Genomic DNA, 26,166 nt, shown 5'->3' on the forward strand with positions numbered 1-26,166 from the left:
ATTCAAAACCTTTCAATCACTGAAAGGTTTTTTTATTTCCTTAAATCAGATTACATTTGAAACATGAACTGGCAAACGTATATAAAAAGTTTTCAATCCTATTTAAAAATAGAAAGGGGAATGTCGCAAAATACTTTAGCCAATTATACTTTTGATTTAGTGCGGCTGACACAGTTTTTAGAAACTCACGGAATTTCTAAAAATCCAATAAATATTAGTGAAGAAGAAATTCAGCAATTTATTTATGCAGTTTCCAAAGAAGTGAATCCACGTTCGCAAGCCAGAATTATTTCAGGTTTAAAAAGTTTTTTTAACTATTTAATTTTTGAAGATTATCGGACTGATAATCCAATGGAATTGATTGAAACTCCACGATTAGGAAGAAAACTTCCGGATACTTTATCAATTGAAGATATCGATCGATTGATTGCTGCCATTGATTTATCAAAGGAAGAAGGCGAACGCAATAAAGCAATGCTTGAAACTTTGTACGGTTGTGGTCTTCGAGTTTCTGAACTTGTTTCTTTAAAAATTTCTGATTTATTTTTTGACGAAGGTTTTATCAAAATTACCGGTAAAGGAAACAAGCAACGTTTTGTTCCTATTGGTAAGACTACCCAAAAATACATGGAAACGTATAAAAACTTGATACGAACACATATTCCCATTCAAAAAGGCCACGAAGATACTTTGTTTTTAAACAGAAGAGGAAAGCAATTAACGCGGGCGATGGTTTTTACTATCATCAAAGATTTAGCTGTAAAAATCAATTTGAACAAATCGATTAGTCCGCATACCTTCCGCCATTCTTTTGCTACACATTTGTTGGAAAATGGTGCCGATTTGCGTTCGATTCAGTTGATGTTAGGACATGAATCGATTACAACTACTGAAATATATGTGCATTTGGATCGAAAACATCTTACGCAAATTGTCAACAAGTTTCACCCGAGGAAATAGTATACAGTCGCAGTGTATAGTAGAGTTGCTGTTTTAAGTCACAGTTTACAGATTTTTAGTTAAAATAAAAAAAGCAATTCTATTGCAGAAATTGCTTTTTTATTAGTTATGCTTTTTAAATACGGTAACTGAAAACAGGGACTGTCAGCTGAACACTAAATTATTTCGCAATATTCACTGCTCTGGTTTCACGAATCACAGTAATTTTTACCTGTCCGGGATAAGTCATTTCTGTTTGAATTTTTTGAGAAACTTCAAAGGATAGTTTTGCCGCTTGATCGTCGGAAACTTTTTCGCTTTCAACAATTACACGCAACTCACGTCCTGCTTGAATAGCATAAGCACTTTTCACACCATTAAATCCGAAAGCAATGGCTTCCAAATCTTTTAAACGTTGAATGTACGAATCCAATACTTGTCTTCTTGCTCCGGGTCTTGCCCCTGAAATTGCATCACACACTTGAATTATCGGTGAAATTAAATATTTCATTTCAATTTCATCGTGGTGAGCTCCAATAGCGTTACATACTTCTTCTTTTTCGCCGAATTTTTCAGCCCATTGCATCCCTAAGATGGCGTGAGGCAGTTCACTTTCAGCATCTGGCACTTTTCCGATATCATGCAATAATCCGGCACGTTTGGCCAATTTTACATTTAATCCTAATTCAGCGGCCATGATTCCACACAATTTGGCTACTTCTCTAGAGTGTTGTAATAAGTTTTGTCCGTACGAAGAACGGTATTTCATTCGACCAACCACTTTAATCAATTCCGGATGTAAACCGTGAATTCCTAAATCGATTACGGTGCGTTTACCAACTTCAATGATTTCATCGTCAATTTGTTTAGTGGTTTTAGCAACTACTTCCTCAATTCTGGCTGGGTGAATACGACCATCGGTAACTAATTTATGTAATGCTAAACGGGCAATTTCTCTTCGAACAGGATCAAAACAAGAAAGTATAATTGCTTCCGGGGTATCGTCTACGATGATTTCTACTCCGGTTGCAGCCTCTAAAGCACGTATGTTTCGACCTTCACGACCAATGATTCTTCCTTTTACGTCATCTGATTCAATGTTGAAAACAGATACACAATTTTCAACTGCTTCTTCAGTCCCTACGCGTTGAATCGTATTGATGATTACTTTTTTAGCTTCTTGTTGTGCGGTTAATTTGGCTTCTTCCAAAGTGTCTTGAATATGAGCCATTGCTTTTGTTTTAGCCTCTGCTTTTAAGTTTTCAACTAATTGTTCTTTGGCATCTTCAGCTGATAAACCGGAAATAACTTCTAATTGTTGCACCTGACTTTTGTGAAGTTTTTCCAGTTCAATTTGTTTTTTGTCTAAAATTTCAATTCGGTTATTGTAATCTACAATTTTGATTTCAAAATCATCTGCTGATTTCTTTGCTTTAGCTAGTTCACTCGAAACTTGAGATTCTTTATCTCTTGTCCTTTTTTCAACTTCCGCTATTTTTTTGTCTTTGGATAAAATCTCTTTTTCATGTTCTGATTTTAACTCTAAAAATTTTTCTTTCGCTTGAAGGAGTTTGTCTTTTTTGATATTTTCAGCTTCAACTTTTGCATCTTTTAAGATGGAAGCAGCTTCCTTTTTTGCGTTTTTTATAAGGTTGGAAACGTTGCTTTTTTCAATGACTTTTGCGATAGAAAAACCCGCTGTAATTCCAATAATTCCTGCGATAATAAGTAGTAATGTACTGTCCATTTGTTTTTAAGGTTTATATATAAAAAAAGCCTACATTAGGTGATTGTATAAACTCGATAAGACAAGTTTTGAGCTAACTCATTGTTCAAGGATCCCACTACAAGGAGGGCATGCTTTAGTAATGAAGATTTGCTCATTCTAAATTGTTAGTGTTGAGTTTATCAAATAGAAACTAATGTAGGCAGTATCTTAATTAGTGAGTAAGAACGTATTTATTTTTCCAGATAATTGTCTAATAAATCATTTATTTTTTTCAGTCTCTCTAACGATTCCTGATTATCTTCCGTTTTTTCGATTTGTTTTTGCTCTAATTGCGAGGCAAACTGCAAGGCACACATGGCCAAAACATCTTGTTTATCTCTCACAGCATAATTTTGTTCGAATTGCTTAATCATCACATCAATTTTTTTTGAAGCACTTCGCAATCCTTCTTCCTGACTTGGGTCCACCGTTAACGGATAAACGCGGTCAGCAATTGATAATTTAATTTTAAGCTTTTCGTTCATGCTGTATTAATCAGATAACTGTGCAATACAGTAATCAATTTCACGAATTAATGAATTTATTTTAAGCTTCGTATCTCTTTTGTTTTCGTCACTGCCTAATAACGAATTGGCTATTTTGAGTTTTTCATACTGTTTTTTTAAGCTTTCCATCTCACTGGCTTGAATTTGTATGTTTTGGTTTGCCTTGTTTAATTCCTGTTTTAAATCTTGTATAGTTGTCTCTAAACCTTGCATTTTGCTTATCAGTTTGGAGAGTCTATTTTCAAGAGAATCAACAATTTCTACCATTTCACTCATTGGAGCATATATTCATTACACGATTTACAAAGTTAGTATTCCTAAACGATTAACGCAAATAAAAAAAGTAAATTTTATATTCAATTTTTATTTCTCACTAACTGTTGGTAAATCATTGAAATAGTATTTTTTAGCTTTGGTTTGAAATTTGCTATACTTTTTTTAAATTAGCAAAAATCCGAAGCCATGAAATACACTTTATTATTACTTTTTGCCTCAATCAATGCCTTTTCACAGGTGAACTATCCGCAAAATGATTTTATTTCTCCTTTAGATATTCCGCTTTCACTTTCCGGCACTTTCGGTGAGTTGCGTTCTAATCATTTTCATTCCGGTTTAGATTTTAGAACACAATCAAAAACCGGTTTTAATGTTTATGCTACCGGAGATGGGTATATATCCAGAATTAAAATTTCCACTTTTGGTTATGGGAAAGCACTTTATATTATCCATCCAAACGGGTATACTTCGGTTTATGGACATTTGTTGAAGACTTCACCTAAGATTGACGCCTATTTAAAAGAACAACATTACAAAGAACAAAGTTTCGAAGTTGACCTTATTTTGGGCGAAGGCGTTCTGCCTGTAAAACAGGGAGAGATTATTGCTTTGTCCGGAAATTCCGGAGGTTCCGGCGGTCCGCATTTGCATTTTGAATACCGAGATACACAAACTGAAAAAATAATCAATCCGTTGTTTTTTGGATTAAATGCTAAAATAAAAGACACTAAAGTTCCGGTTGTGAATGAAATTGTGGTTTATCCCATCAGTGATGATGCTGTTGTGAATCAATCTCAACAGCCAATTTCTATTCCCATATCATTACAAAAAGACGGAACTTATTTATCCTCAAAAGTTTTAGCTAAAGGGAAAATCGGTATAGGGGTTAATACCTATGACGGATCTGATAATAATTACGGTAAAAACGGAATTTATAAAATGCAAACATATTTAGATGGAAAACCTGCTTTTGACATTGCTTTTAATACATTTAGCTATGAAGAAACCCGTTATATTAATGCGTATATTGATTATTATCGGTATAAAAAGATGAATCAACGGGTTCAGAAATTGTATTATACAAAAAAATATCCCCTCAGTTTAATTTCTTCCAGTTTAACGGATGGGATTATTACAATTCCGCCTAATATTTCTTCAATTTATAAAGTAGAAATTGCTGATTTTCATGGCAATAAAACAGCAATAACTATTCCTATAGAATCTGCTAATCAGGAAGTTAAAATTCCAAAAGTGATTAAAAAAACAAATTATTTTATTAAATCAGAAAACGAATATATTTTTGAAAAAGATAAGATTTCAGTATTTATACCAGAGCAAACTTTTTACTATGATTTTCATTTAAAATTTGACGTAAAAGACAAGGTTTTGTATTTACACGATGATTCAACGCCCGTTCATTCCAATTTTTCTGTCACTTTTGAAGAGGATTCGATTCCTGATGCTGACCGTGATAAGTTTTTCATTGCCACCATTAACGGTAAAAAAACATATTATAATTCAACGAAAATAAAAGAAAAAAAATTTACAACATGGACGCGTAATTTAGGGGAATTTCGATTAATAAAAGATTCTGTTTCGCCTAAAATCACTTCTGTTAACTTTCAGGAAGGTAAATGGTTAAGTAAGCAAAATGATATTCAATTTGCAATAACTGATGATCTTTCAGGGATTAAAACTTATACGGGTTACTTGAACGGAAAATGGATATTATTTGATTATGATTACAAGACCAATAAAATTACACACGATTTTTCAGATAATGTCGTTATAGAAGGACGAAATGAATTAAAAATTGTAGTAACCGATAATGTTGGAAATTCTACTATATTTGAATCACATTTTTTTAGAAGTCAGCAACCTTAAACCTATCTTTTGAAAACAAAACAAATTTTATTGGCTTTCCTGCTTTTTTGTGTCGGATTTGCCTCAAATGCCCAAACCGCCAGAATTAAAGGAATTATATTAGATGAAAACAACAATCCGGTTGAAGGAGTCAGTATTAATTTTCAGGATAAAGGCACCGTTACCAACGAAAATGGGTTTTATATCTTAACTATTCCTGCGAATCAAAGAATCACTTTGGTTTTTACACATATTTCCTTAAAAAGAGCTACTTTACGAATAGAATTAAAAACTAACGAAGATTATGAATATAATTTTCAAATGAGTGATTCGGATGAACTTTTGGGAGAGGTTATCATTTCTTCCGGAAAACAGAAACGAGTAGAAGGGATTACGGCAATCGAACCCGCTATTATTCGCCAAATTCCAGGTGCAAATGCAGGCGTTGAAAATATTTTAAAGACTTTACCCGGCGTAAATTCAAATAACGAATTAAGTACACAATATTCTGTTCGGGGTGGAAATTATGATGAGAACTTAGTTTATGTCAATGAAATTGAAGTTTATCGTCCGTTTTTGATTCGTTCCGGTCAACAGGAAGGATTGAGTTTTACAAATACGGATATGGTGCAGAATGTTGATTTTTCTGCTGGTGGTTTTCAAGCTAAATATGGCGATAAATTATCTTCAGTATTAGATATTACTTATCGAATTCCAACTCATTTTGCAGCGGCTTTAGAAGCCAGTTTATTAGGTGGAAGTTTAACTTTAGAAGGAGTGAGCAAGAATCAAAAGTGGGCTAATATCACCGGAGTTCGCTACAGAGATAATAGTTTATTGGTTAACAGTCAGGAAACAGAGTCAAATTTCAATCCGACTTTTGCAGACATTCAAACGTATTTGACTTATACGCCTAATGCAAGATGGCAATGGGGATTTTTAGGAAATATTTCTCAGAATACCTATAATTATGAGCCTTTGACACGACAGACTAATTTTGGAACAATCGATGAACCGATTGCTTTACAGGTTTTTTATGAAGGTCAGGAAAAAGATAAATACCAAACTTTATTTGGGGCGATAAAAACATCCTTTACTGTAAATGACAACACAACCTTAAAGTTTATCGGTTCAGTTTATCACACACAAGAGCAAGAGTATTTTGATATATTGGCTGCTTATTATTTAGGCGAAGTAGACAGTAATATTGGTTCAGAAACGTTTGGAGATGTAACCTTTAATCGTGGGATTGGTACACAACTTAATCATGGGCGTAACAATTTAGATGCCTTGATTATTAATGCTGAAGTGAAAGGTTTTCACAAAATAGAAACGCACGCCATTGAATGGGGCGTTAAATATACCCGTGAAGACATCAGGGATAGATTAGTGGAATGGGAAGTAATCGATTCTGCAGGATTTTCTATTAATCCGCCTCGCGATTTTCCGGTAAATGATCAGCCTTACAACCCTTATATAGGCCCCTTAGTTCCCTATCAAGATGTTAGGGCAACTAATTTTGTAACTATCGATCGCTTTTCAGGATATGGGCAATGGAGTAAAAAAGCTACTTTAGGTACCAGTGAAGTTTGGTATAATGCCGGTGTACGGATGCAACATTGGCAAGTTTCTGGTGACGGCGTTCAATCTCAAGCACAAACAGTATTTAGTCCGAGAGCACAATTTGCTATTAAACCCGATTGGAATAGTGATATGGTTTTTAGAGTTTCCGGAGGATTTTATTACCAACCTCCATTTTATCGTGAACTGCGGGATTATGACGGGGTGATCCAACCGGATGTTAAAGCTCAACAATCCATTCATTTTATTATGGGTAATGACTACAGTTTCAAAATGTGGAACAGACCATTTAAATTGGTCAGCGAATTATATTATAAAACGCTCGCTGATGTAAATGCTTATACCGTTGATAATGTTCGAATTCGTTACCGAGCTGATAATGAAACGGAAGCCTATGTTTATGGTGCAGATTTTAGAATTAACGGTGAATTTGTTCCCGGAACAGAATCTTGGTTTAGTTTAGGTTATTTAAAAACTGAGGAAAACATTCAGGATAAAGGATATATTGCTAGACCATCGGATCAACGGTTGAAATTTGGCGTACTTTTTCAGGATTATGTTCCGTCTATTCCAAGTTTAAAAATGTACTTAAATTTGGTTTATAATACAGGTCTTCCTGGTGGTTCTCCATCTTATGCTGATCCATATGATTACCAATTGCGTTTGAAAGATTATCGTAGAGCGGATGTTGGTTTTTCCTATGTACTGACAGAAAAAAATGATTTAAGGCCTGAAGGACATTGGTTAAAACATTTTAAAGACCTGTCTGTTGGATTGGAAATATTTAATTTGTTTAATAATCAAAATGCCATAACAAATACATGGGTACGCGATGTGTATACCAAAACTCAATATGGTATACCAAATTATATGACGACCAGAGTTTTTAATGTGAAATTGACTGCACGACTCTAACTAAAGATTAAATTTTATATCTTTGGATAATAACTCATAATCGTATGAAGACTTTTATTAAAGCTGTTTTATTATTGATTTTAGTAGTAACTTTTGGTTGTAAAGAAGGTGAAAAGGAGAAGCCAAAAGTAACCTATAAAGAATCGCCTGCACAAGTGGAAGTGAAAAAAGATACCACTCAAATCAAAATTGCTGATTTACCCATTCACATGGAAGGAACCAGTTTTTTGCTGCATCCAATTGGAGATGTTAGAGTGTATGATGGCAGTTCAAAATCCAGTTATGGTTCATCAAGTACAAGTCGGGTGAGTTATTCTATTTCAAATTATAATCGATTCGAAATAACAGGATACTTGAATAATATCCGTTTTCAACATCTAGATTCAACAGCAACAAGACCATTAACCGATAAAATTGTTATTATACAAACCGCTACTTTTTTAAATACAATTGCGGAAAAAACAAAAAAACAGATTTTAGTTTATTCTATTTCTGATATGGATACTAACAAAGATGGAAAGCTAGATGCTAATGATATCAAATCGCTTTACATCAGTGAAATTTCAGGAAATCATTTTATTAAATTATCACCTGATTTTCAAGAATTAATTGATTGGAATTTAATTGAAACAAAAAACAGACTTTATTTTAGAACAACTGAAGATACCAACAAAAACGGCGATTTTGATAAAGATGATACTGTATTTTATTATTTTGTTGATTTAATGGATAAAGAATGGAAGTTAAACGAATATAAACCGTTTCATTAAATCAGAATATCACTTTCTAAATCAGATTTTTCGATTGAAAAATTAAAACCCAGTTGTTCCATTAACTGAATCACTAAATTTTTATACCAGTTTTCTGATTTCGGATGAATATAAATCTTTTCAATGAGTTGGTGAATATCGACATCAATTTTTAATCCTTCATTTATCAAAATATTATTTTGAGTCACATCAGAAATAATGCGCACCTCTCGTTCGTATTGAAAACTTTTTCGTTTAAATAAAAAGGGAAAAAAAGTGTCATCAAAAGGAATGTATTCTTTTTTATAATCGATATAATTTACTTCCCCAATATATTGAGTTGTTTTAGTTTCCGGTTTCATTGCTTCCTGTAATCTTTTAACGGTAGATTGTATAGCTAATCCTTCGTTGTTTTTGGTGAAAATTTGCCACATAGCAAACGATTCATATTCATTGATGTGCCAACTACTAATCACAATTTTTTCGCGATGGGATTTATAATAATCTAAAAACTCAGGATTATTTTCGGCAATTTTTCGAATTTCTTCGAAGGTTGGCTCGCTAAACGTTCCTTCGTATTGGTCTTCAAATTTATCCGACCTAGACATAAAGAGCTTTTTTGAAAGTAACAAATCCAAAAATTTAGACAAATCCAAGTATTTCCACACAATAGTGTCCGGATCTTCGGGAAGTTTTATGTCGGAATTATGAATATACATTTTATTCCTAATAAGTTAAAAAGTTAAAGGATATAAGCTATTATTTTTAATTTTTATTCGAAACTTTGCATCATTACTAATTTGGAATACATTCCATTTTGAGATAACAATTCATCATGTGTTCCTTGTTCAACAATTTCACCTTTTTGCATCACCACAATTAAATCTGCATTTTGAATGGTAGAAAGACGGTGAGCAATGACTACTGAAGTTCTATTTTGCATTAACTTTTCTAATTCTATCTGAACAATTTTTTCACTTTCGGTATCCAAAGCAGAGGTTCCTTCATCCAAAATCATAATCGGTGGATTTTTCAAAACTGCTCGTGCAATAGAAAGACGTTGCTTTTGACCACCGGATAATTTTCCGCCTGCATCACCAATATTTGTGTTGATTCCGTTCGGTAAATCTTTCACAAATTCATAGGCGTTGGCAATTTTTAAGGCTTCGATGATTTCATCATCTGTAGCATCTTGCTTTCCTAAAAGAATATTGTTTTTGATTGTATCGTTAAATAAAATAGAATCTTGTGTAACTAATCCCATTAAATTTCGCAACGATTCTAACGACATTTCTTTAATGTTTATTCCGTCAATTTTTACACTTCCGTCATTCACATCATAAAAACGGGTGAGCAAATTGGCAATCGTACTTTTTCCACTACCGGATTGTCCAACCAAAGCAACCGTTTTTCCTTTTGGAATTTTTAAAGAGAAATTTTTCAGAATAATTTCATCTTCATATTTAAAGTTAATGTTTTCAATCGTAATATTTTGATCGAATGAATTTTTTTGAATAGCATCAGGATTGTCGGTGATTGTATTTTCTACTTCCAAAACTTCAAAAACACGTTCAGCAGCTGCCAATCCGTTTTTTACAGCATAAGATGCTTTTGAAATTGCTTTTGCAGGTGTTAATATGTTATAGGCTAATCCTAAATAAACGATAAACAACGCACCATTTAAGGATTGTTCTACTAAAACTAAATTACCACCATACCAAAGTAAGATAGCAATCACAACAATTCCCATAAATTCGCTCATCGGAGAAGCCAAATTATTTTTCTTACCGATGCTGTTATTTAATCGGAGTAATTTGTCAATCGAGTTGTTAAAGATATTTTTAAAATAACTTTCAGCGTTATAGCTTTTTACAACTTTTAGCCCGCCTAAACTTTCTTCAACAATTGAGATTAGAAAACCATTTTCTTTTTGTGCATTTTGAGACTTAGATTTTAAACTTTTACCAATTTTAGAAATGATAAATCCTGAAATTGGAATAAAAATAAAAACAAAAAGCGTCAATTTTAAACTGATATTCATCATCGCTATGATGGCAAACAAAATAGTAAGTGGTTCTTTTACAATTAGTTCCAAAATCATAAAAAAGGAGTTTTGAACTTCGTTTACATCACCTAACATTCTGGCCATGATATCACCTTTTCTTTTCTCTGAATAATATGAAATGGGCAGAGCTATGATTTTACTAAACATTTGTTCTCTTAGATCACGAAGCACCCCATTTTTTACTTTTGTTAAATGCTGAGACGCCAAATAATTAAAAAGATTTTTAAATAAAAAAGTAGAAATGACTAAGGCAACCGTTAGTAATAAGGAATATTGTGGCCCTTCTTCTTCCGATAATTTAGTTACATAGTATTGGAGATATTGTTTTCCGTAGGAGCCCAATTCCATAATACCATTGTACTTTGGTAAAGTAATTACACGTTCATTCATTTTAAACAATACTTCCATTAAAGGAAATAAGGCAACAAATGAAAGCGTGCTAAACAAGGCGTACAAAACATTAAAGGTCACATTCCAAAAAATATGTCCTTTAAATTTTTTAGCAAACGGAATTATCTTTTTTAAGTTTTGATCCATTAGTTCAGTTTCATATCAGCAATTACAGCTTTTATTTTTGCATCTAATTCAGCTTCTACAGTAGTGACGTTTTCAATAGCATCCAAAGTAGTGTTCACACTGAAATAAAATTTAATTTTTGGTTCGGTACCACTGGGTCGGGCACAGATTTTTGTACCGTCTTCGGTGTAATAAATCAATACATCTGATTTTGGAATATCTAAAGGTTCTTTTTCATTGGATAGTAGATTTAAAACAGTAGAATTTTGATAATCTTCCACACAAATTACAAGTTGACCGTTGATTTCTTTTAATGGATTGTTGCGTAAATCAATCATCATTTGTTTGATTTCATTGGCACCTTCTATTCCTTTTTTGGTGATAGAAATTAAATGTTCTTTGAAATAGCCGTGATCAACATATAAATTCAGAAGTTCTTGATACAAGGTGCTTTCCGCTGCTTTTGCTTGAGCAGCAATTTCACAAACGAGTAGGGTAGCGGCAATGGCATCTTTATCTCGAACGGCATCGCCTACCATGAATCCGAAGCTTTCTTCGCCTCCTCCCACAAATTTCTGGTTTGGGAAATCTTTTATCATTTTGGCAATCCATTTGAAACCAGTTAATCCTACTTTGCATTCCACGCCATAAGCAGCGGCTAATTCAAGCATCATTGGAGTAGAAACAATGGTTGTACCAATGAATTCATTTCCTTTAAATTTATTGGCTCTTTTCCATTGTTCCAATAAAAAGGCCGTCATGATAACCATTGTTTGGTTACCATTTAATAAAGTCAGCTTTCCTTCCGAGTTACGAACAGCAACTCCTAGTCGGTCGGCATCCGGGTCGGTTCCAATAACAATATCAGCATTTACTTTTTCAGCCAAAGCCAAAGCCATTGTCAACGCCTCGGGTTCTTCGGGATTTGGAGATTTTACGGTTGGAAAATTTCCATCCGGAACTTCTTGTTCCGGTACAATATTCACATTCGTATAGCCCGCCTTTGCTAACATTTCGGGCACTAAAGTAATCGATGTTCCGTGTAAGGAAGTAAATACAATTTTTAAATCTTCTTTTGCCGCTTTTGGAGTATTGAAACTGGCATTTTCAATGGAAGAATTAATAAATGCTTGATCTACATCGGTGTCAATATATTCAATCAAACTTTCGTTTGGAGTGAATTTTATTTCACTGTAATTTAAATCTTCAATGACTTTGATGATTTCTTCGTCTTGTGGTGGCACAATTTGACCACCATCTTGCCAATACACTTTATAACCATTGTATTCCGGTGGGTTGTGAGAAGCAGTCAATACTATTCCTGCATGACAGTTTAAATATTTCAATGCAAATGAAAGAATCGGAGTAGGTCGTAAAGCTGAAAACAGGTACACTTTAATTCCATTTGCGGAAAAAACATCAGCTACTACTTTAGCCAACGTGTCACTGTTGTGACGGCAGTCATAAGCAATCACTATCTTTGTTTGTTCGTTTGGAAATGACTTTAGAATGTAATCTGAAAGTCCTTGTGTATTTTTTCCTAACGTATATTTGTTGATGCGGTTGGTACCAACACCCATAATGCCTCGCATGCCACCTGTGCCAAATTCGAGATTTTTATAAAAACTCTCTTCCAATTCTTTGGGAGACGAAGTCATCATTTCGATAATGGATGCATGGGTAGCTTCATCAAAAGTTGGCGTTAACCATTCATTTACTTTTTCTAGTATAGTCGCTGGAATATGCATAATTGTTATTTTTTGAATCCTATTTTTGTACGTTCTTTCGTTGATGAAAGCGTTTTATCTTTATCCATCAAGAAGTTTAAAATTTTATAAATATCCGGAAATTGTTTTTCAATTTCTGTGATTTTATTATTTAAATCTTTGTAATTCAATGCAAATTGTCTTAGTGAAACAAAAGTTCGCATAACTGCAATATTAATAGCAATGGCTTTTTCGGAATTTAAAACGCTTGAAAGCATTGCCACTCCTTGTTCAGTAAAAGCGAATGGCATGTAACGTAATCCACCTCTTTTTGAGGTCACAAATTGTGACCTCAAACTGTCAAACTCAACTTGACTCAGTTCAAACATAAAATCAGATGGAAACCGATGTAGGTTTCGCCTGACTGCTTGTTTTAAAACTTTTGTTTCAATTTCGTATAAGTCGGCTAAGTGAAAATCGAGCATCACTTTTTGACCTCTTAACTCAATAATTCTATTTTCAATAATTTCTAAATTCATGATTTTGGCGTATATAAATTTTAAATGGCTTTTAGTTTTTTAATTCATATTTAATTCGTTTGAAATTTTATAATTTTCATTTGATTCTTTATTTCTTAGGATTATTTCTCCTAAAAACCCGGCTAAAAATAATTGAGAACCAATAATCATTGTCGTTAAGGCAATGTAAAAGTAGGGGCTATTGGTGACTAAATCGTATGGTAAATCATTATAAAGCCTATATAGTTTTGAAATTCCAATATATCCTGTTGCAGTGAAACCTATCAAAAACATCAAAACACCCCAAGCTCCAAAAAGATGCATAGGTCGTTTACCAAATCTTGATAAAAACCAAATGGTAATCAAGTCTAAAAATCCATTGATAAAACGTTCCATACCAAATTTGGTTTCACCATATTTTCGAGCTTGGTGTTTTACTACTTTTTCACCAATTTTTGAAAAACCGGCATTTTTTGCTAAAACGGGAATATAGCGGTGCATTTCACCGGAGACTTCTATGTTTTTGATGACCTTATTTTTGTAAGCTTTTAATCCGCAATTAAAATCATTTAATTGAACGCCTGAAGTTCTTCGGGCGGCCCAATTAAAAAGTTTAGAAGGTAAATTTTTAGACATGACTGAATCATATCGCTTTTTTTTCCAGCCGGAAACTAAATCAAAATTTTGGGAAGTAATGAGTTCATATAATTCGGGAATTTCTTCCGGATTATCTTGCAAGTCAGCATCCATCGTTATCACTACATCCCCTTGGGCTTTGTTAAATCCTGCATGAAGAGCTTGTGATTTTCCAAAATTTTTGAGAAACCGAATCGCTTTTACATTTGAGTTTTCGTTGGATAATGATTCTATAACTTTCCATGAATTATCCGTACTTCCGTCATCAATAAAAATAATTTCATAAGTAAAACTACTTTTATTCATTACGGAAACAACCCAATCATGAAGCTCACGAAGTGAATCTTCTTCGTTTAAGAGAGGAATAACTATGGATAAATTCATTATTCTTTAGCAGAAGTTGGCGTTTTAAAAATCAGAGCTACGAGCAATCCTAAAACGGCATAAAAAGCAATTTGGAAAAAGTATGATTGGAATTGTGATAAAGGACCAAAATTATCTTTACTTTCAATATCGGCAATTGCCTTATTAATTTCAGCAGTAGGTACATTAAATTTTCCCATCATTTCTTTTGTCATAGTAATGACATTTTCGGTCAGTACATTTTTAGCATCAGGATCTATTACATTAAACAGAATGATGTTGTATAAAATATAAATGGCAATTCCAACAATGATTGGTAAAATGAAACTTAGAAAAGCTTCTTTATAACTCATTTGTCCTTTTAATGCTTTTTTGTTTGATATAGAACAATAAATTGCAATACCGATTATAATTATGAAATTCACTATTCCAACCCACCAATTGGTAAATAAGGATAAATCGACAACATACATGGTTGTGGTAATTAATACTAAAATTACACCCATTATAATGCCTAAAGTAAAACCGTTCTTTTTGATACTATTTTCCATATTATTTGTTTTAATGTACAAATATAACAATATTCCAATTATGGTTCAGAAAATCAAGATTTAAAAGACTTCAAAAAAAAGTAATTAAACATTTGATTATTAAAAAATAGTTGTAAATTTGCACACTTAAAAAAAGTAAAAGATTATAAACAAAAAGTTGTGTGTTATTTACACCTTTTCGTTGAAGAAAAGCTTCGGAACGGCATACAACCATTAATAGAAAAAGATTTACAAAAAATGAAAAAAGGAATTCACCCAGAAAATTACAGATTAGTTGCCTTCAAAGACATGTCGAATGAAGATGTATTTATTACTAAGTCAACTGTTGAAACGAAAGAAACAATTACACACGAAGGAGTTGAATATCCTGTGTTTAAAATGGAGATTTCTAGAACATCTCACCCATTTTATACCGGTAAATCTAAACTTATTGATACAGCAGGTCGTATTGATAAATTCAAAACTAAATATGCTTCAAGAGCAAAATAATTTTTGCCTTAAATTTTATAAAAAAAATCCCGAGCAATCGGGATTTTTTGTTTTCTAAAAGTTTAAATTTTAATTGTTCTTGAATAAATCTTCTAATGGTTTTAATTGCTCCATGTCAATATCTGATTTTAGAAGAGCAGAAAACAAGGTCATAAAATCTTCCGGATTCATTTTATCTCCTAAAATCCTAACAACGGCAAATCCGATTTCTTTTTTATTACCGTATAAAACAAATTCTTCGATGGCATCATCATTTCCAACAAAATAAACAGCAGCACCTTCTTTTCCGGAGCCAAATTTCATTAATTTTTGGTACTTTTCATCTTTTAAAATTTCGGTTACTTTAGTTCGTTCCGTATCAAATTTTGCTTTGTTTTGTTTATTTGCTTTAAATGCTAAAACATTCATTTTTTTGAACGTTTTTAAGGCTTCTTGTTGTTCAGCAGTCAATGCATCCGGTTTTATATTTAAAATACTAGGAGAAACATCCACGGAAATAAAATCACTGGATTCGGTGTTCTCTACGAAATACTTTTGTAAAGATGGATTTTGATCACAAGCTATCAAAATGACTAGCATAAGAGAAGCTATTATTTTTTTCATTTAATTATTTTTTAATGTTTTTAAAATTCGTTCTTCATTTTCAGAAAGAGGCATAGCATTGTTTGTTTCCCAAAAATTTTCCTTGTAATTCATCCCATTCGGATATAAATTTCGCTCTTTAAAAGCAGCGTTTTTGTCCGGAATAATGGTAATGGTATCATCAAAATTAGTCACCATTAAATCACTGATAGACATCATTCGGTCATTCATTTGGCCACCAAATTTGATGTAAACATCCAAAAGTGTTTTTTTATAACTTGGAATATATTTTCCGTTTATATATTTATAGGATTGTTTAATCTGGATGTCATAAAAAGCATATTTAAACAACAACATATTGGTTATTTCAACATTTTTTTTGTGTTTTTCCGACATTTTTATATCTATATCCAGTACAATACGGTTAACAGGGTCGTACGTGATTTTGCCTTCTAATAAAACTTCTTCTACGTTAGGTTTAGGAATTATATAAATTACTTCAATAGCATTTCCGTATTGGTCTTTTTTTGAACGGAGTTCAAAGTCATAATTTGGTTCATTTTTTTTACTTAAGATATTTTTTTCAATATAATCATAACTAAAAAATCCATTTGCTGCTTTTTGAATATCAAAAAAGGAATCCATTTCTGCCAAATCTGCTTTTCCTTTTTTTTCGATTTCATTAGCGCCAATAAGTTGATAAGCTCTGCTTTGATTAACAATAAGTTTTGTTTCCAGTTTATCCTTCTTTTTAGGTTGTAAATAAAAATCAATTAATCCGTCGGCAAATTTTGAATACTTATTATTGATTTTTACAAATTCACGATAATAGGTTTCAAGTTTTACACTTTTGTCTAACAGTGTTTTGGAATGACTGATGATGCCTGATAAAATTGTTGCAATCGGTTTGTTGGTCACAATTACTTCTTCCAAAGCAATTTCATCTATTTCTAAAAATACGGTTGTAAAAGTGGAATCAATTTTTGATACTTCAAATTTTTCAGATTGATAACCTAACGAACTAATTTCAATCGTCGTCACATTTTTTGGAATGTAAAATTTAAAAACACCATCTTCATTTGAAATGACTCCTTGAGCAGTTTGTAAGGCAATAACATTTGCAAATGGAATGGATTCTTTGGTTGTTTTATCCATTATTTTACCTTCAAAAACAGTTGATTGTGCATTAACTGTAAAAAGGGTCAAGTTAAAAAGGGTCAAAAATATTTTTCTCATTTTAATGATAGATAAGGTGTGAACAACATTGTTGAGACAATCCAGAATTATATAAAAAAAAGGCTTTGTCAAATCAATTTTTGACAAAGTCTTGAATTAATTATTTTTTTCCTTTAGTTGAAACTTTTTTCAAATCATCACCACCGGGTAGATTCATTTTTTCGGTTAAAGCCGATATTTCATTTAAATCAAAATTTCCGGTTAACGATAATAAAACGGTTTCTTTATCTTTCGGGCCACCTTCCATAAACATAAATAACTCGCGTACTTCATTGTCGTTCGCACCGGCTTTCATGTAGATTCTAACGTTTTTGCCACCATCAGAAACACGCATTAATTCCTCTAATCCGGCAGTTTTTAAATATTTATCAGCTGTTGAACGCATTTCAGCAGTGATTATTGGATTGGATGTGACAAACACTTTTAAATTATCTAATTTTTTTATTAGGTTCAAATATTGTTGAGCTTCTTTATCAGCAGGATCCATCTTTACTTTACCCATCATTTCAAACATTTTTTTGTTTACGATGATGGTGTTAACTTCTTCCTGACCGTCAAATTTGTCAAAAACAGATTGACCAAACATGATGGTTGAAACTAAAAATACGACTAAGGTTGTTACAAATTTTATCATTTTTTTATTTTTTAAATATTAGTTGTTTTGATTTTTCATACTCATTTAAATAGGCAATACTTTTAACGCCCTCATTCACATTTTCTGAAAGCAAAGCCAAAGCCTTTTGTGTCTCTTGGAAGGCTTCTTCCGGACTGTCAAAACTTCCTAAATCGGAAACTACCTGAGCAGGTGCGGGAGAGGGTTTGTAATTCAGATAAGCAAAAAGCACGCCAAAGAAAACTAAACTTGCCGCAATCGCTATCCAAGCTGCCGAAAACCGTTTTTTTGAAGGTAACGAAAGTTCTTTGTTGAATAGTTCCTTATCATTGACGGTAAGATAATTAAACAACGGTTTGTAATGCTCTAAATGAGCGGCTACTGTTTCAGTTGAAAAGTACTGTTTCAACTGTTTTTCTTCTACAAGTGTTGTTTCTCCTTGAAAGTATTTTTCTATTAATTCTTCTATTCTAGCTAATTCCATATTGATGGGTTTTAGTCATTTTTTCTCTAATTGTTTTTCGGGCTCTTGATAAAGCAACTCGAATAGCTGTTTCATTCATGTCCAGCATTTTTGCCATTTCCTCGAAATCATATTGTTCGATATCCCGCATTTGTATGATTAACTTTTGTTGTTCCGGAAGATCATTAATTATTTTTTCAACCCAACTCCAACTGTCTTGGTCTTCCATTTTTTGGTCTAAGCCTGCTTCTCTGTCTGTAAAATTGGTGTGTACAATTTTCAGGTTTGAAGCTCTTTTCGACTTCAATTGGTCTAAACAATAATTTTTCGTCATGGTCATTGCCAATGCTTCTAGATTGTTATATTGCTCTAATCCATTTTTCTTATCCCATAACTTTACCAAAATATCCTGAGTGGCATCCTGAGCTTCCTCACTACTTACCAGCAAACGCTTAGCTAACCGAAAGAGTTTGTCTTTGAATGGTTCAATGAAGTGTATAAACTCATTTTGATTCATTTATCAGGTTTTAATAGTTGATTATATAAGCAAGACGATTAACCCACTTATTTGTTACAAAGAAAACATTTATTAAACTAAAGTTATTAAATTTACATTTTAAAAAATTAAAAATGCTATGCGATCAGCTTTAAAATTTTCATTAGGCATTATTTTAGCCTTTTTGGTTTTCCAATCTTGTGAAGACTATGATGACAATCCGGTTCCAACTTCTTTAGAAGTAAAAGATTTTATATGGAAAGGACTCAATTTATATTATTTTTGGCAAGCCGATGAGCTAAATTTAGCCGATAATCGTTTTGAAACCCAACGGGATTTGAATGTTTTTTTGGAAGGATATGAAACACCTGAATTGCTGTTTGAAGATTTATTAGTAGCCAGAACGACCGATCGGTTTAGTGTTATTTTTAATGATTATACAGTTTTAGAAGGACTTTTGCAGGGAACGGCAAAAAGTAATGGGGTTGATTATGGTTTGCGATATAAAACAGGGAGTACGACAGAAATTTACGGATGGGTGAGGTATATTTTACCCAATTCTGATGCTTCTTCTAAAAATATACAACGCGGTACTATTTTTTATGCTGTTAACGGAACACCATTAACGAGTAATAATTATCGTGATTTACTGAATTTAGAGGCTTATACTCTTAATTTAGCCGATTATAATGCCGGAAATATCACGCCTAATGGAGAATCCGTTGAATTATCAAAAGTTGCTTATACAGAGAATCCTGTTTTTCAAATCAATGTGGTGGAAATAGAGGATAAAAAAATTGGCTATTTAATGTATAACGGTTTTTATTCCGGTTTTGAAAATCAATTGAATCAGGCTTTTGGTCAGCTAAAATCTCAAGGTATTACGCATTTAGTTTTGGATTTGCGATACAATTCCGGAGGCTCGGTAGATACCGCCACGAGATTAGCTAGCATGATAACAGGTCAGTTTTACTCACAAATTTTTGCCAAGCAACAATGGAATGCCAAAGTGGAAGCCTATTATAACGACACCAATCCCAGTGCATTATTGAATCGTTTTACAGATGTTATTAATAATGGTAATTTAATCAATAGTTTAAATTTAACCAAAGTTTACATTATCAGTTCAGGGAGTACCGCTTCAGCCAGTGAATTAGTTATTAATGGTTTAAAGCCTTATATCAATGTAGTACAAATCGGAACATCAACAGTTGGAAAAAACGTTGGTTCTGTTACATTGTATGACTCGCCAACCTTTGGAAAAGAAGATAAAAATCCCAATCATAAATATGCTATGCAACCCATAGTGTTGAGAATAACCGATAAAAACGGTTTTGGTGATTATGTCAATGGTTTAGATCCTACCATTGAACAAGCAGAGAATTTAGCTAATTTAGGGATAATAGGAGATCAAAATGAGCCACTTTTCAATACAGCCATTAATTACATTTTAGATAACGGACGTATGGGGCAACCATTTACTGAAGACAAACAAGTGTATTTTAAGGATAGCAAATCGATTAGAGAAATTGGCAATGGTATGTATCTAGAAGAATTACCAGAAGGATTTAATTCCTTTTTACTCAAATAAAAAAGAGAATGTTCATTTGAACATCCTCTTTTTGTAGGTATTAATTAAAGTAAAAACCTCCCGGAATGACACCCACTTTTTCTTGGTTTTCCAACGTACCTGTTAAAGAATAAATATAGACTTTCCCATTTGAGTTATAATCGGCAGCATCACCTACATATATTTTATTATTGGCAATTGCAAAACTGTAAACCCCATAAACGCCTTGTTGAGTTGTGCTAAAAATTGGAGTGGAAGGAATTGTATTTGCTTCAATTGTTTTTGAAAACACATTTGAATCTACTGTATAATAAAATTTATTATTATGAAAAATTAAATTTGAAGGATGATCTCTAAGTAAATAAGGTATAGTAGAAGTAACAGTATTTGTGGAAATATTTATTTTAACAAGCGAACCGGAGGTTTCAGGTTCAGCCCAAGAAGGTTTTCCACCACAAAGCACATATAAGTCATTGTTTACAAGTGCCATTGAGTTTGGTACATCCCCAACTACTATAGATGATACGGTATTATTATTCGCTTCAATAACCGAAATGGAATTTCCAAAGCCATAACCACCAATGTGTGCTATATATAATTTGTCATAATGTTCTAAAATTCTTTCCGGACCTTCAGCCACCGGAATAGATGATGTTACGCTGTTTGATGTTAAGTTAATTACAGCTACATAATCGTCTTCTGCGTTACTTGCATCTCCCCAGTTCGTTACATAAGCATTTCCATTTGCAAAGGCAATATATCTAGGATTGGATAATCCGTTAGAAATTGTGGTCAAATGTTCTAAAGTATATCGATTTACTACTTGAATGGTATTTGAAAGGTTTACTACTACATAGGCCTTATCGCCATAAAAACCCAAATCTTGTGCGGTATCACCCAAAGTAACAGATGGATTTACTGAACTAAAAGCATTGAATTCAAAACTTGAAAAATCATTCGACCAAAAGGAAATGGAACTGTTTCCTCCTCCAAAATTCCCTTGATTTAATATAAGTACGCCGTTATCGTAAGCACCTAATGGAGTAGAAATATCATAATCATTTGTACATGCCGTTAAGAATAATCCACTGAGAGTTAATAGAATTCCAATTTTTTTTAAGTTCATGATTATAAATTTAAGGATAGATACAGTTTAAAATTTCTTCCGGGCATTGGTCGGGAAATTACATTTTGATACTTTTCATTTGTAACATTCAATACTTGAAACCCTAGTAAATAGGTCTTTTTTTTGCCAAAATTGTAATCGATTCCAAGGTTTGAAAGTGCATAATCGTCAAGTTTGTAAAAGTTATCAGATGATGTAAATACTTCGCCGGTATATACCCATTGGTAATAGGATGTAAAACTTTTATAATTGTAGGCCAGATTAGCATTTGCTTTGTGATTGGGAACGTAGGTGAGTTGTTTATCGGTTTTATTGTTTTCAGAAACCGTGTATCCATAGCTAGTTGAGAATGAAAACAAATGCATATCAATTGATTTTTTGGTTTCAAACTGTGCTTCTAGTCCATAATTCGTAACACTTTGCGTGTTTTCAGGTTGCCATAGTCCATTTGAATTGGGTGTCCATCGAATCATGTCTTTTAATTGGATAAGAAAACCGGTCAGCACAAACTTTGAATTTTTATAATTCAATTCAGTGCCAATTTCACCTTGAAGTGAATGTTCAGGATTTAGGTCGGGGTTTCCACTGCCTAGCCAGTACAAATCATTGAATGCTGGAATTCGGAAGTTTTTGGAAAGATTGGCTTTGATTGTATAAAAATCGGTTAGTGAAAAAGAAGTTCCTGCTGAGAATAAAAGCGGACTCTCATAAGTGTCGGTCACTTCTTGTCGAATGCCCAATTCATAATCTAACTTATTCGAAAGTTTGTGTTTCCAGTGGATACTTCCGGTTCCAATTATTCGAGTTTTGGTAAGTAAATCACTTCCTTTTGCATCACTTTCTGTAAAATCTAAAAGTGTATTGACTGTAATGGATTTCGATATTGAATAAATAAAATCATGCCTAAAAAAGAGACTGTTTACTTGTCCAAAAGTATAGATGTCTGAATTTATGTTTTCATAATAGTTGTATTTTTCAGTTAGGAACGCTGCTTTTATTTTTGAGGTATACTTATTCTTGAAAAGTATCCACTCTAACATATTTCGGGTGTTGAAATCTAAATATTTGTCATCTGATTTTACCGTTATCGTACCTGAAAAATGCCGTTCTCCATTGAATAAATAACTGTAAAATTTAATAAAATTTGTAACGTTTATTTTGTGCCCAATACTAAAATTATAGCTTTGATTGGCAAATTCTCCATTTTCATTCTTTTTATCATAACCAATGTATTCATATTCGTTATCGGAACTATTTGCTGAAATACTGGCTTGTACGGCCCATTTTTCTTTTCCAATTTCTAATTGATAATTACCACCATACGTTTCAAAACTTCCATAATTCAGTCGGAAAAGGTTAGAGGTTGCCGTATTAAACTTTAATTCGGAATTCAAATGAATGCTCCCGCCAATGGCTCCACTGCCGTAAATCACACTTCCGCCGCCCAGTCTGATGCTAATGTTTGTAAAATCGGTTGGATTAATTATGTTAAAATCAGTTTGACCATTTAATTGCGAATTGATATTGATGCCATTCCAAATCACAGCTGTTTGCTGAGCTGTGGTTCCTCTAAATGAGGCAGAAGAAACCATTCCGGCTCCATTTTCTTTGAAATAAATAGTTGAGTTTGTTGATAAAAGTGAAGTTAGCGAACCTTGATTTTTGTTTAAAATACTGTCGTTTAAAGTATTTACAGCTTGGGATTTCGAAAAGTTTTTTAATTGAGAATCAGAGACAATTACTTCGTTTAATCGAATAATAGAATCATTCTGCCCCCAACTAAATGAGTACAGCAAAAAAAACAGCCAGTAATGTAGATTTTTGCAAGTCATAATTTTCAAAACCTTTCTTCCCGAAGGTTTGATAGTTGTTATGTAATTGGCAGGTCTCCTGGCTTGCGTCTTGTTGTTGAACCTTCCCGGAAACAAATTTCCAGTGGTATAAAAAGTGTAACAACAAGCTTGTTAGCTCACAGTTGCGGGTACAGCTCAGGATTATAATCAACGATTTTTGATTTTTGATTTTTGATTTCAGAATACTTCTTCAATCACAAATCGTTAATCACAAATCAACAATCTTTACCTGATTCCCTTTTAATGTCCTGCTGAAAAAATCAACAGTGCAACCTATATACGAGTGCAAAAGTAGTGGATTTTTGGTTTCGAAATTTAAAAAAGACTTATTTCGCTTTATTATTTGACATTTTTATAACCAGCCAAACGAATCCTACTATAAAGTGAAGTAGAATGATTCCGCCAACGATGAAAATGTATTAGAATCTCTCATGGTTTATTTTTCGCCAAATTTAGAATGCAATTTTAGTATTCACTATAACATTTGTTATAAACAACTACATTTGTAAAAAAATTATCTGATGAAAATTCGTTTGCTTGCATTTTTTTTTACGTTCTGTTTATTTGCCTGTCAAAACACTAAAGAAAAAGAAACGGTTTTTATTTCTTCTGAAAACAGTATTCGTTATGCTACCGGACTTTCTATTCAAAAATTTAATCAGTATTCTGTTATTACCGTTTCTAATCCGTGGCCAACAGCGGAGAAAAATTACACCTATATTTTACATAGAAAAGGAGTAGTGCTTCCTGATAGTTTACAGAAATTTACGAAAATACAAGTTCCTATTCATTCAATTGTAGTAACCTCCACCACTCATATTCCGGCTTTGGAATTGTTAGGTGTTGAAAAATCGTTGATTGGTTTCCCAAATACCGATTATATTTCTTCCCAAAAAACCAGAGCTTTAATTGATGCAAAAAAAGTACGTGAAATCGGAACGAATCAAAGTCTAAATACCGAAGTTTTATTGGACATGCAACCCGATGTTATCATTGGTTTTGGCGTTGATGGTGAAAAGAAAACGTATGATCAATTACAACAAAACGGGTTAAAAATTTTATACAATGGGGATTGGACCGAACAACATCCGCTGGGTCGAGCCGAATGGATTCAACTTTTCGGTGTTTTATTCGGTAAGGAAGAACAAGCAGATTTAGTTTTCAAAATCATTGAAAAAGATTATTTGGAAGCCGTTAAATTAGCTCAAAATGCCTATTCTAAACCAACTATTTTCAGTGGTGCGATTTATCAGGACCAATGGTATTTGCCTCAAGGTAAAAGTTGGGCGGCTCAATTTTTAGAAAATGCTTATGGAAATTATCTTTGGGCCGCTTCCGAAGGAACCGGAAGTTTATCATTATCCTTTGAAACGGTTTTAGAAAAAGCTGAAAAAGCTGATTTTTGGATTGGTCCCGGACAGTTTACTTCATTTGAACAAATTGAAAAAGCCAATCCAAACTACAAACATTTCAGAGCGGTTCAAAATAAAAATGTTTATACTTTCAGTTCCAGAAAAGGAAAAACAGGCGGTGTAATTTATTATGAATTAGCTTCCAGTCGACCGGATTTAGTTTTGAAAGATTTAATTAAAATTCTCCATCCGGAATTAGCACCGGAGTATGAATTGTACTTTTTTGAAAAGTTGAAATAGTATATTTATCACATTTTTAATTATAGTCTTACTATATTTACGCCTCGCTTATTGTCCCTTAATTATTTAATGGTTTAAATCAGTGTTTTCTCAAAAAAATAAAATACTTTTCTTGTTTTTAAGTTTCGCTTTATTCGGAATGTTTCTCTTGAACCTAAGTTTGGGTTCGGTTTCCATTCCAACCGATGCCATTTTTAATTCGGTTATTGGTAATGAGATTAAAAGGTCATGGGAAATTATTCTTTGGAATTTCCGTTTGCCGAAAGCCATAACAGCTATTTTCGTTGGAATGGGATTATCTATTTCCGGTTTGTTGATGCAAACATTGTTCAGAAATCCTTTAGCGGGTCCGTATGTATTGGGATTAAGTTCGGGCTCCAGTTTAGGAGTCGCTTTTGTAATCATGGGAGCCGGTTTTTTACCCACTTTTTTAGTTTCAAATTATGGAATTGTTATAGCATCTTCCTTGGGAAGTTTTTTAGTTTTAATGGCTGTTTTGGTGGTATCACAAAAATTAAGGAATACGATGGCTATTTTGATTGTTGGACTAATGTTTGGCAGTTTCACTAGTGCCATTGTAAGTGTGTTGAGTTATTTCAGCACCGCACAGGAATTGCAAAAATTCACTTTTTGGTCGATGGGAAGTTTAGCTAATTTATCGTGGAACTCCGTATTGATTTTAGTCATTTGTTGTAGTTTCGGATTATTGTTGAGTATTTTGAGCATCAAACCCTTGAATGCATTATTGTTAGGCGAAAACTACGCTAAAAGTTTAGGGTTGAATTTTAAACGAACGCGATTCATCATCATTTTTGCTACCAGTATTTTGGCAGGAAGCATCACTGCATTTGCAGGACCTATTGCATTTGTAGGTTTGGCAGTTCCTCATTTGGCAAAGTTGTTATTTCAAACCAGTAATCATTTTATATTGTTTTGGAGTACTCTTTTATTAGGAGCTATTTTAATGTTGGTTTGTGACAGTATTGCTCAACTTCCCGGAAGTGATTATACGCTACCCATCAACGCTATCACATCGATGGTTGGAGCTCCGGTAGTGGTTTGGTTATTAGTTCGTAAACGTAAAATAATGTTTTAAAAACCTCAGTACCTCAGTACCTTAGCACCTTAGTACCT

Annotated in this window: 24 protein-coding genes, 1 other RNA gene and 1 riboswitch; of the genes, 8 read left to right on the plus strand and 17 right to left on the minus strand. The window is 33.0% G+C overall.

The window, feature by feature from the left end:
• Positions 1-63 precede the first annotated feature (63 nt).
• On the plus strand, positions 64-960 hold the full coding sequence (gene xerD, locus ACIQ2Z_RS02225) for a site-specific tyrosine recombinase XerD (RefSeq protein WP_396182536.1): 897 nt from the start codon (positions 64-66) through the stop codon (positions 958-960).
• A 160-nt stretch (positions 961-1,120) separates the two neighbouring features.
• On the opposite strand, the gene rny is transcribed toward xerD, so the two are convergent.
• From rny to ACIQ2Z_RS02245, 4 genes are all read right to left on the minus strand, one after another.
• A complete protein-coding gene (rny, locus tag ACIQ2Z_RS02230; RefSeq protein WP_396182537.1) occupies positions 1,121-2,686 on the minus strand; it encodes a ribonuclease Y in 1,566 nt (521 codons plus the stop codon).
• Positions 2,687-2,735: 49 nt separating this feature from the next.
• Positions 2,736-2,844, minus strand: a non-coding RNA gene (ssrS, locus tag ACIQ2Z_RS02235) — 6S RNA.
• 54 nt (positions 2,845-2,898) lie between these two features.
• Positions 2,899-3,192, minus strand: coding sequence for a cell division protein ZapA (locus ACIQ2Z_RS02240; RefSeq protein WP_396182538.1), 294 nt, complete (start codon positions 3,190-3,192; stop codon positions 2,899-2,901).
• 6 nt (positions 3,193-3,198) lie between these two features.
• Positions 3,199-3,489, minus strand: a complete 291-nt coding sequence (locus ACIQ2Z_RS02245; protein WP_396182539.1) for a hypothetical protein — start codon at positions 3,487-3,489, stop codon at positions 3,199-3,201.
• A gap of 186 nt (positions 3,490-3,675) precedes the next feature.
• Between ACIQ2Z_RS02245 and ACIQ2Z_RS02250 the strand changes: the two genes are divergently transcribed.
• Genes ACIQ2Z_RS02250 through ACIQ2Z_RS02260 form a run of 3 tightly spaced genes read left to right on the plus strand, consistent with a single transcriptional unit; the run spans position 3,676 to position 8,618 of the window.
• Positions 3,676-5,373, plus strand: a complete 1,698-nt coding sequence (locus ACIQ2Z_RS02250; protein ID WP_396182540.1) for a M23 family metallopeptidase — start codon at positions 3,676-3,678, stop codon at positions 5,371-5,373.
• Between the two features lie 9 nt (positions 5,374-5,382).
• Positions 5,383-7,848, plus strand: coding sequence for a carboxypeptidase-like regulatory domain-containing protein (locus tag ACIQ2Z_RS02255; RefSeq protein ID WP_396182541.1), 2,466 nt, complete (start codon positions 5,383-5,385; stop codon positions 7,846-7,848).
• Between the two features lie 44 nt (positions 7,849-7,892).
• Positions 7,893-8,618, plus strand: coding sequence for a hypothetical protein (locus ACIQ2Z_RS02260; protein ID WP_396182542.1), 726 nt, complete (start codon positions 7,893-7,895; stop codon positions 8,616-8,618).
• Here the strand turns inward: ACIQ2Z_RS02260 and ACIQ2Z_RS02265 are convergent.
• The 6 genes from ACIQ2Z_RS02265 to ACIQ2Z_RS02290 are packed head-to-tail and all read right to left on the minus strand — an operon-like array spanning position 8,615 to position 14,952.
• The gene (locus ACIQ2Z_RS02265; protein ID WP_396182544.1) at positions 8,615-9,316 is read right to left on the minus strand and encodes a hypothetical protein; all 702 of its coding nucleotides are present in this window, start codon (positions 9,314-9,316) and stop codon (positions 8,615-8,617) included. The genes ACIQ2Z_RS02260 and ACIQ2Z_RS02265 overlap by 4 nt on opposite strands.
• A gap of 53 nt (positions 9,317-9,369) precedes the next feature.
• Positions 9,370-11,199: an ABC transporter ATP-binding protein gene (locus ACIQ2Z_RS02270; protein WP_396182545.1), complete on the minus strand. Its 1,830-nt coding sequence runs from the start codon at positions 11,197-11,199 to the stop codon at positions 9,370-9,372.
• Entirely contained in the window at positions 11,199-12,926 is a 1,728-nt protein-coding gene (locus ACIQ2Z_RS02275; protein WP_396182546.1) for a phospho-sugar mutase, read from the minus strand. The genes ACIQ2Z_RS02270 and ACIQ2Z_RS02275 overlap by 1 nt, the downstream gene beginning before the upstream one ends.
• Positions 12,927-12,931: 5 nt before the next feature.
• A complete protein-coding gene (locus tag ACIQ2Z_RS02280; protein ID WP_396182547.1) occupies positions 12,932-13,423 on the minus strand; it encodes an ORF6N domain-containing protein in 492 nt (163 codons plus the stop codon).
• A gap of 39 nt (positions 13,424-13,462) precedes the next feature.
• Complete coding sequence (locus tag ACIQ2Z_RS02285) at positions 13,463-14,422, minus strand: glycosyltransferase family 2 protein (protein WP_396182548.1); 960 nt, start codon at positions 14,420-14,422, stop codon at positions 13,463-13,465.
• A complete protein-coding gene (locus tag ACIQ2Z_RS02290; protein WP_396182549.1) occupies positions 14,422-14,952 on the minus strand; it encodes a DUF4199 domain-containing protein in 531 nt (176 codons plus the stop codon). The genes ACIQ2Z_RS02285 and ACIQ2Z_RS02290 overlap by 1 nt, the downstream gene beginning before the upstream one ends.
• 237 nt (positions 14,953-15,189) lie before the next feature.
• Here ACIQ2Z_RS02290 and ACIQ2Z_RS02295 point away from each other — a divergent pair, with 237 nt between their 5' ends.
• Positions 15,190-15,441, plus strand: a complete 252-nt coding sequence (locus ACIQ2Z_RS02295) for a type B 50S ribosomal protein L31 (protein ID WP_112084757.1) — start codon at positions 15,190-15,192, stop codon at positions 15,439-15,441.
• Positions 15,442-15,510: 69 nt separating this feature from the next.
• Here ACIQ2Z_RS02295 and ACIQ2Z_RS02300 read toward each other — a convergent pair whose 3' ends face one another.
• The 5 genes from ACIQ2Z_RS02300 to ACIQ2Z_RS02320 all read right to left on the minus strand — a co-directional run bounded on the left by ACIQ2Z_RS02300 (position 15,511) and on the right by ACIQ2Z_RS02320 (position 18,852).
• Positions 15,511-16,044, minus strand: coding sequence for a DUF4252 domain-containing protein (locus ACIQ2Z_RS02300; protein WP_396182550.1), 534 nt, complete (start codon positions 16,042-16,044; stop codon positions 15,511-15,513).
• Positions 16,045-17,259: a carboxypeptidase-like regulatory domain-containing protein gene (locus ACIQ2Z_RS02305; protein WP_396182551.1), complete on the minus strand. Its 1,215-nt coding sequence runs from the start codon at positions 17,257-17,259 to the stop codon at positions 16,045-16,047.
• Between the two features lie 100 nt (positions 17,260-17,359).
• The gene (locus ACIQ2Z_RS02310; RefSeq protein WP_396182552.1) at positions 17,360-17,893 is read right to left on the minus strand and encodes a DUF4252 domain-containing protein; all 534 of its coding nucleotides are present in this window, start codon (positions 17,891-17,893) and stop codon (positions 17,360-17,362) included.
• A 4-nt stretch (positions 17,894-17,897) separates the two neighbouring features.
• Positions 17,898-18,356 carry a hypothetical protein gene (locus ACIQ2Z_RS02315; protein ID WP_396182553.1) on the minus strand — a complete coding sequence of 153 codons (459 nt, stop codon included), beginning with the start codon at positions 18,354-18,356 and terminating at the stop codon, positions 17,898-17,900.
• On the minus strand, positions 18,343-18,852 hold the full coding sequence (locus tag ACIQ2Z_RS02320; RefSeq protein WP_396182554.1) for an RNA polymerase sigma factor: 510 nt from the start codon (positions 18,850-18,852) through the stop codon (positions 18,343-18,345). The genes ACIQ2Z_RS02315 and ACIQ2Z_RS02320 overlap by 14 nt, the downstream gene beginning before the upstream one ends.
• A gap of 118 nt (positions 18,853-18,970) precedes the next feature.
• Here ACIQ2Z_RS02320 and ACIQ2Z_RS02325 point away from each other — a divergent pair, with 118 nt between their 5' ends.
• On the plus strand, positions 18,971-20,422 hold the full coding sequence (locus tag ACIQ2Z_RS02325; protein ID WP_396182555.1) for a S41 family peptidase: 1,452 nt from the start codon (positions 18,971-18,973) through the stop codon (positions 20,420-20,422).
• A 40-nt stretch (positions 20,423-20,462) separates the two neighbouring features.
• Here ACIQ2Z_RS02325 and ACIQ2Z_RS02330 read toward each other — a convergent pair whose 3' ends face one another.
• Together ACIQ2Z_RS02330 and ACIQ2Z_RS02335 are read right to left on the minus strand one after the other, a co-directional pair.
• Positions 20,463-21,527 (minus strand): YncE family protein, encoded by a 1,065-nt coding sequence (locus ACIQ2Z_RS02330; protein ID WP_396182556.1) that lies wholly within the window; start codon positions 21,525-21,527, stop codon positions 20,463-20,465.
• 2 nt (positions 21,528-21,529) lie between these two features.
• Entirely contained in the window at positions 21,530-23,323 is a 1,794-nt protein-coding gene (locus ACIQ2Z_RS02335) for a TonB-dependent receptor plug domain-containing protein (RefSeq protein ID WP_396182557.1), read from the minus strand.
• A gap of 66 nt (positions 23,324-23,389) precedes the next feature.
• A riboswitch (cobalamin riboswitch) is annotated at positions 23,390-23,672 on the minus strand.
• Positions 23,673-23,901: 229 nt separating this feature from the next.
• Here ACIQ2Z_RS02335 and ACIQ2Z_RS02340 point away from each other — a divergent pair.
• Both ACIQ2Z_RS02340 and ACIQ2Z_RS02345 read left to right on the plus strand, forming a co-directional pair.
• A complete protein-coding gene (locus ACIQ2Z_RS02340; RefSeq protein ID WP_396182558.1) occupies positions 23,902-25,032 on the plus strand; it encodes an ABC transporter substrate-binding protein in 1,131 nt (376 codons plus the stop codon).
• A gap of 139 nt (positions 25,033-25,171) precedes the next feature.
• Positions 25,172-26,128 (plus strand): iron chelate uptake ABC transporter family permease subunit, encoded by a 957-nt coding sequence (locus ACIQ2Z_RS02345; RefSeq protein ID WP_396182582.1) that lies wholly within the window; start codon positions 25,172-25,174, stop codon positions 26,126-26,128.
• Positions 26,129-26,166: the final 38 nt, after the last annotated feature.

This window comes from Flavobacterium sp. (assembly GCF_044361015.1).
GTDB lineage: Bacteria > Bacteroidota > Bacteroidia > Flavobacteriales > Flavobacteriaceae > Flavobacterium.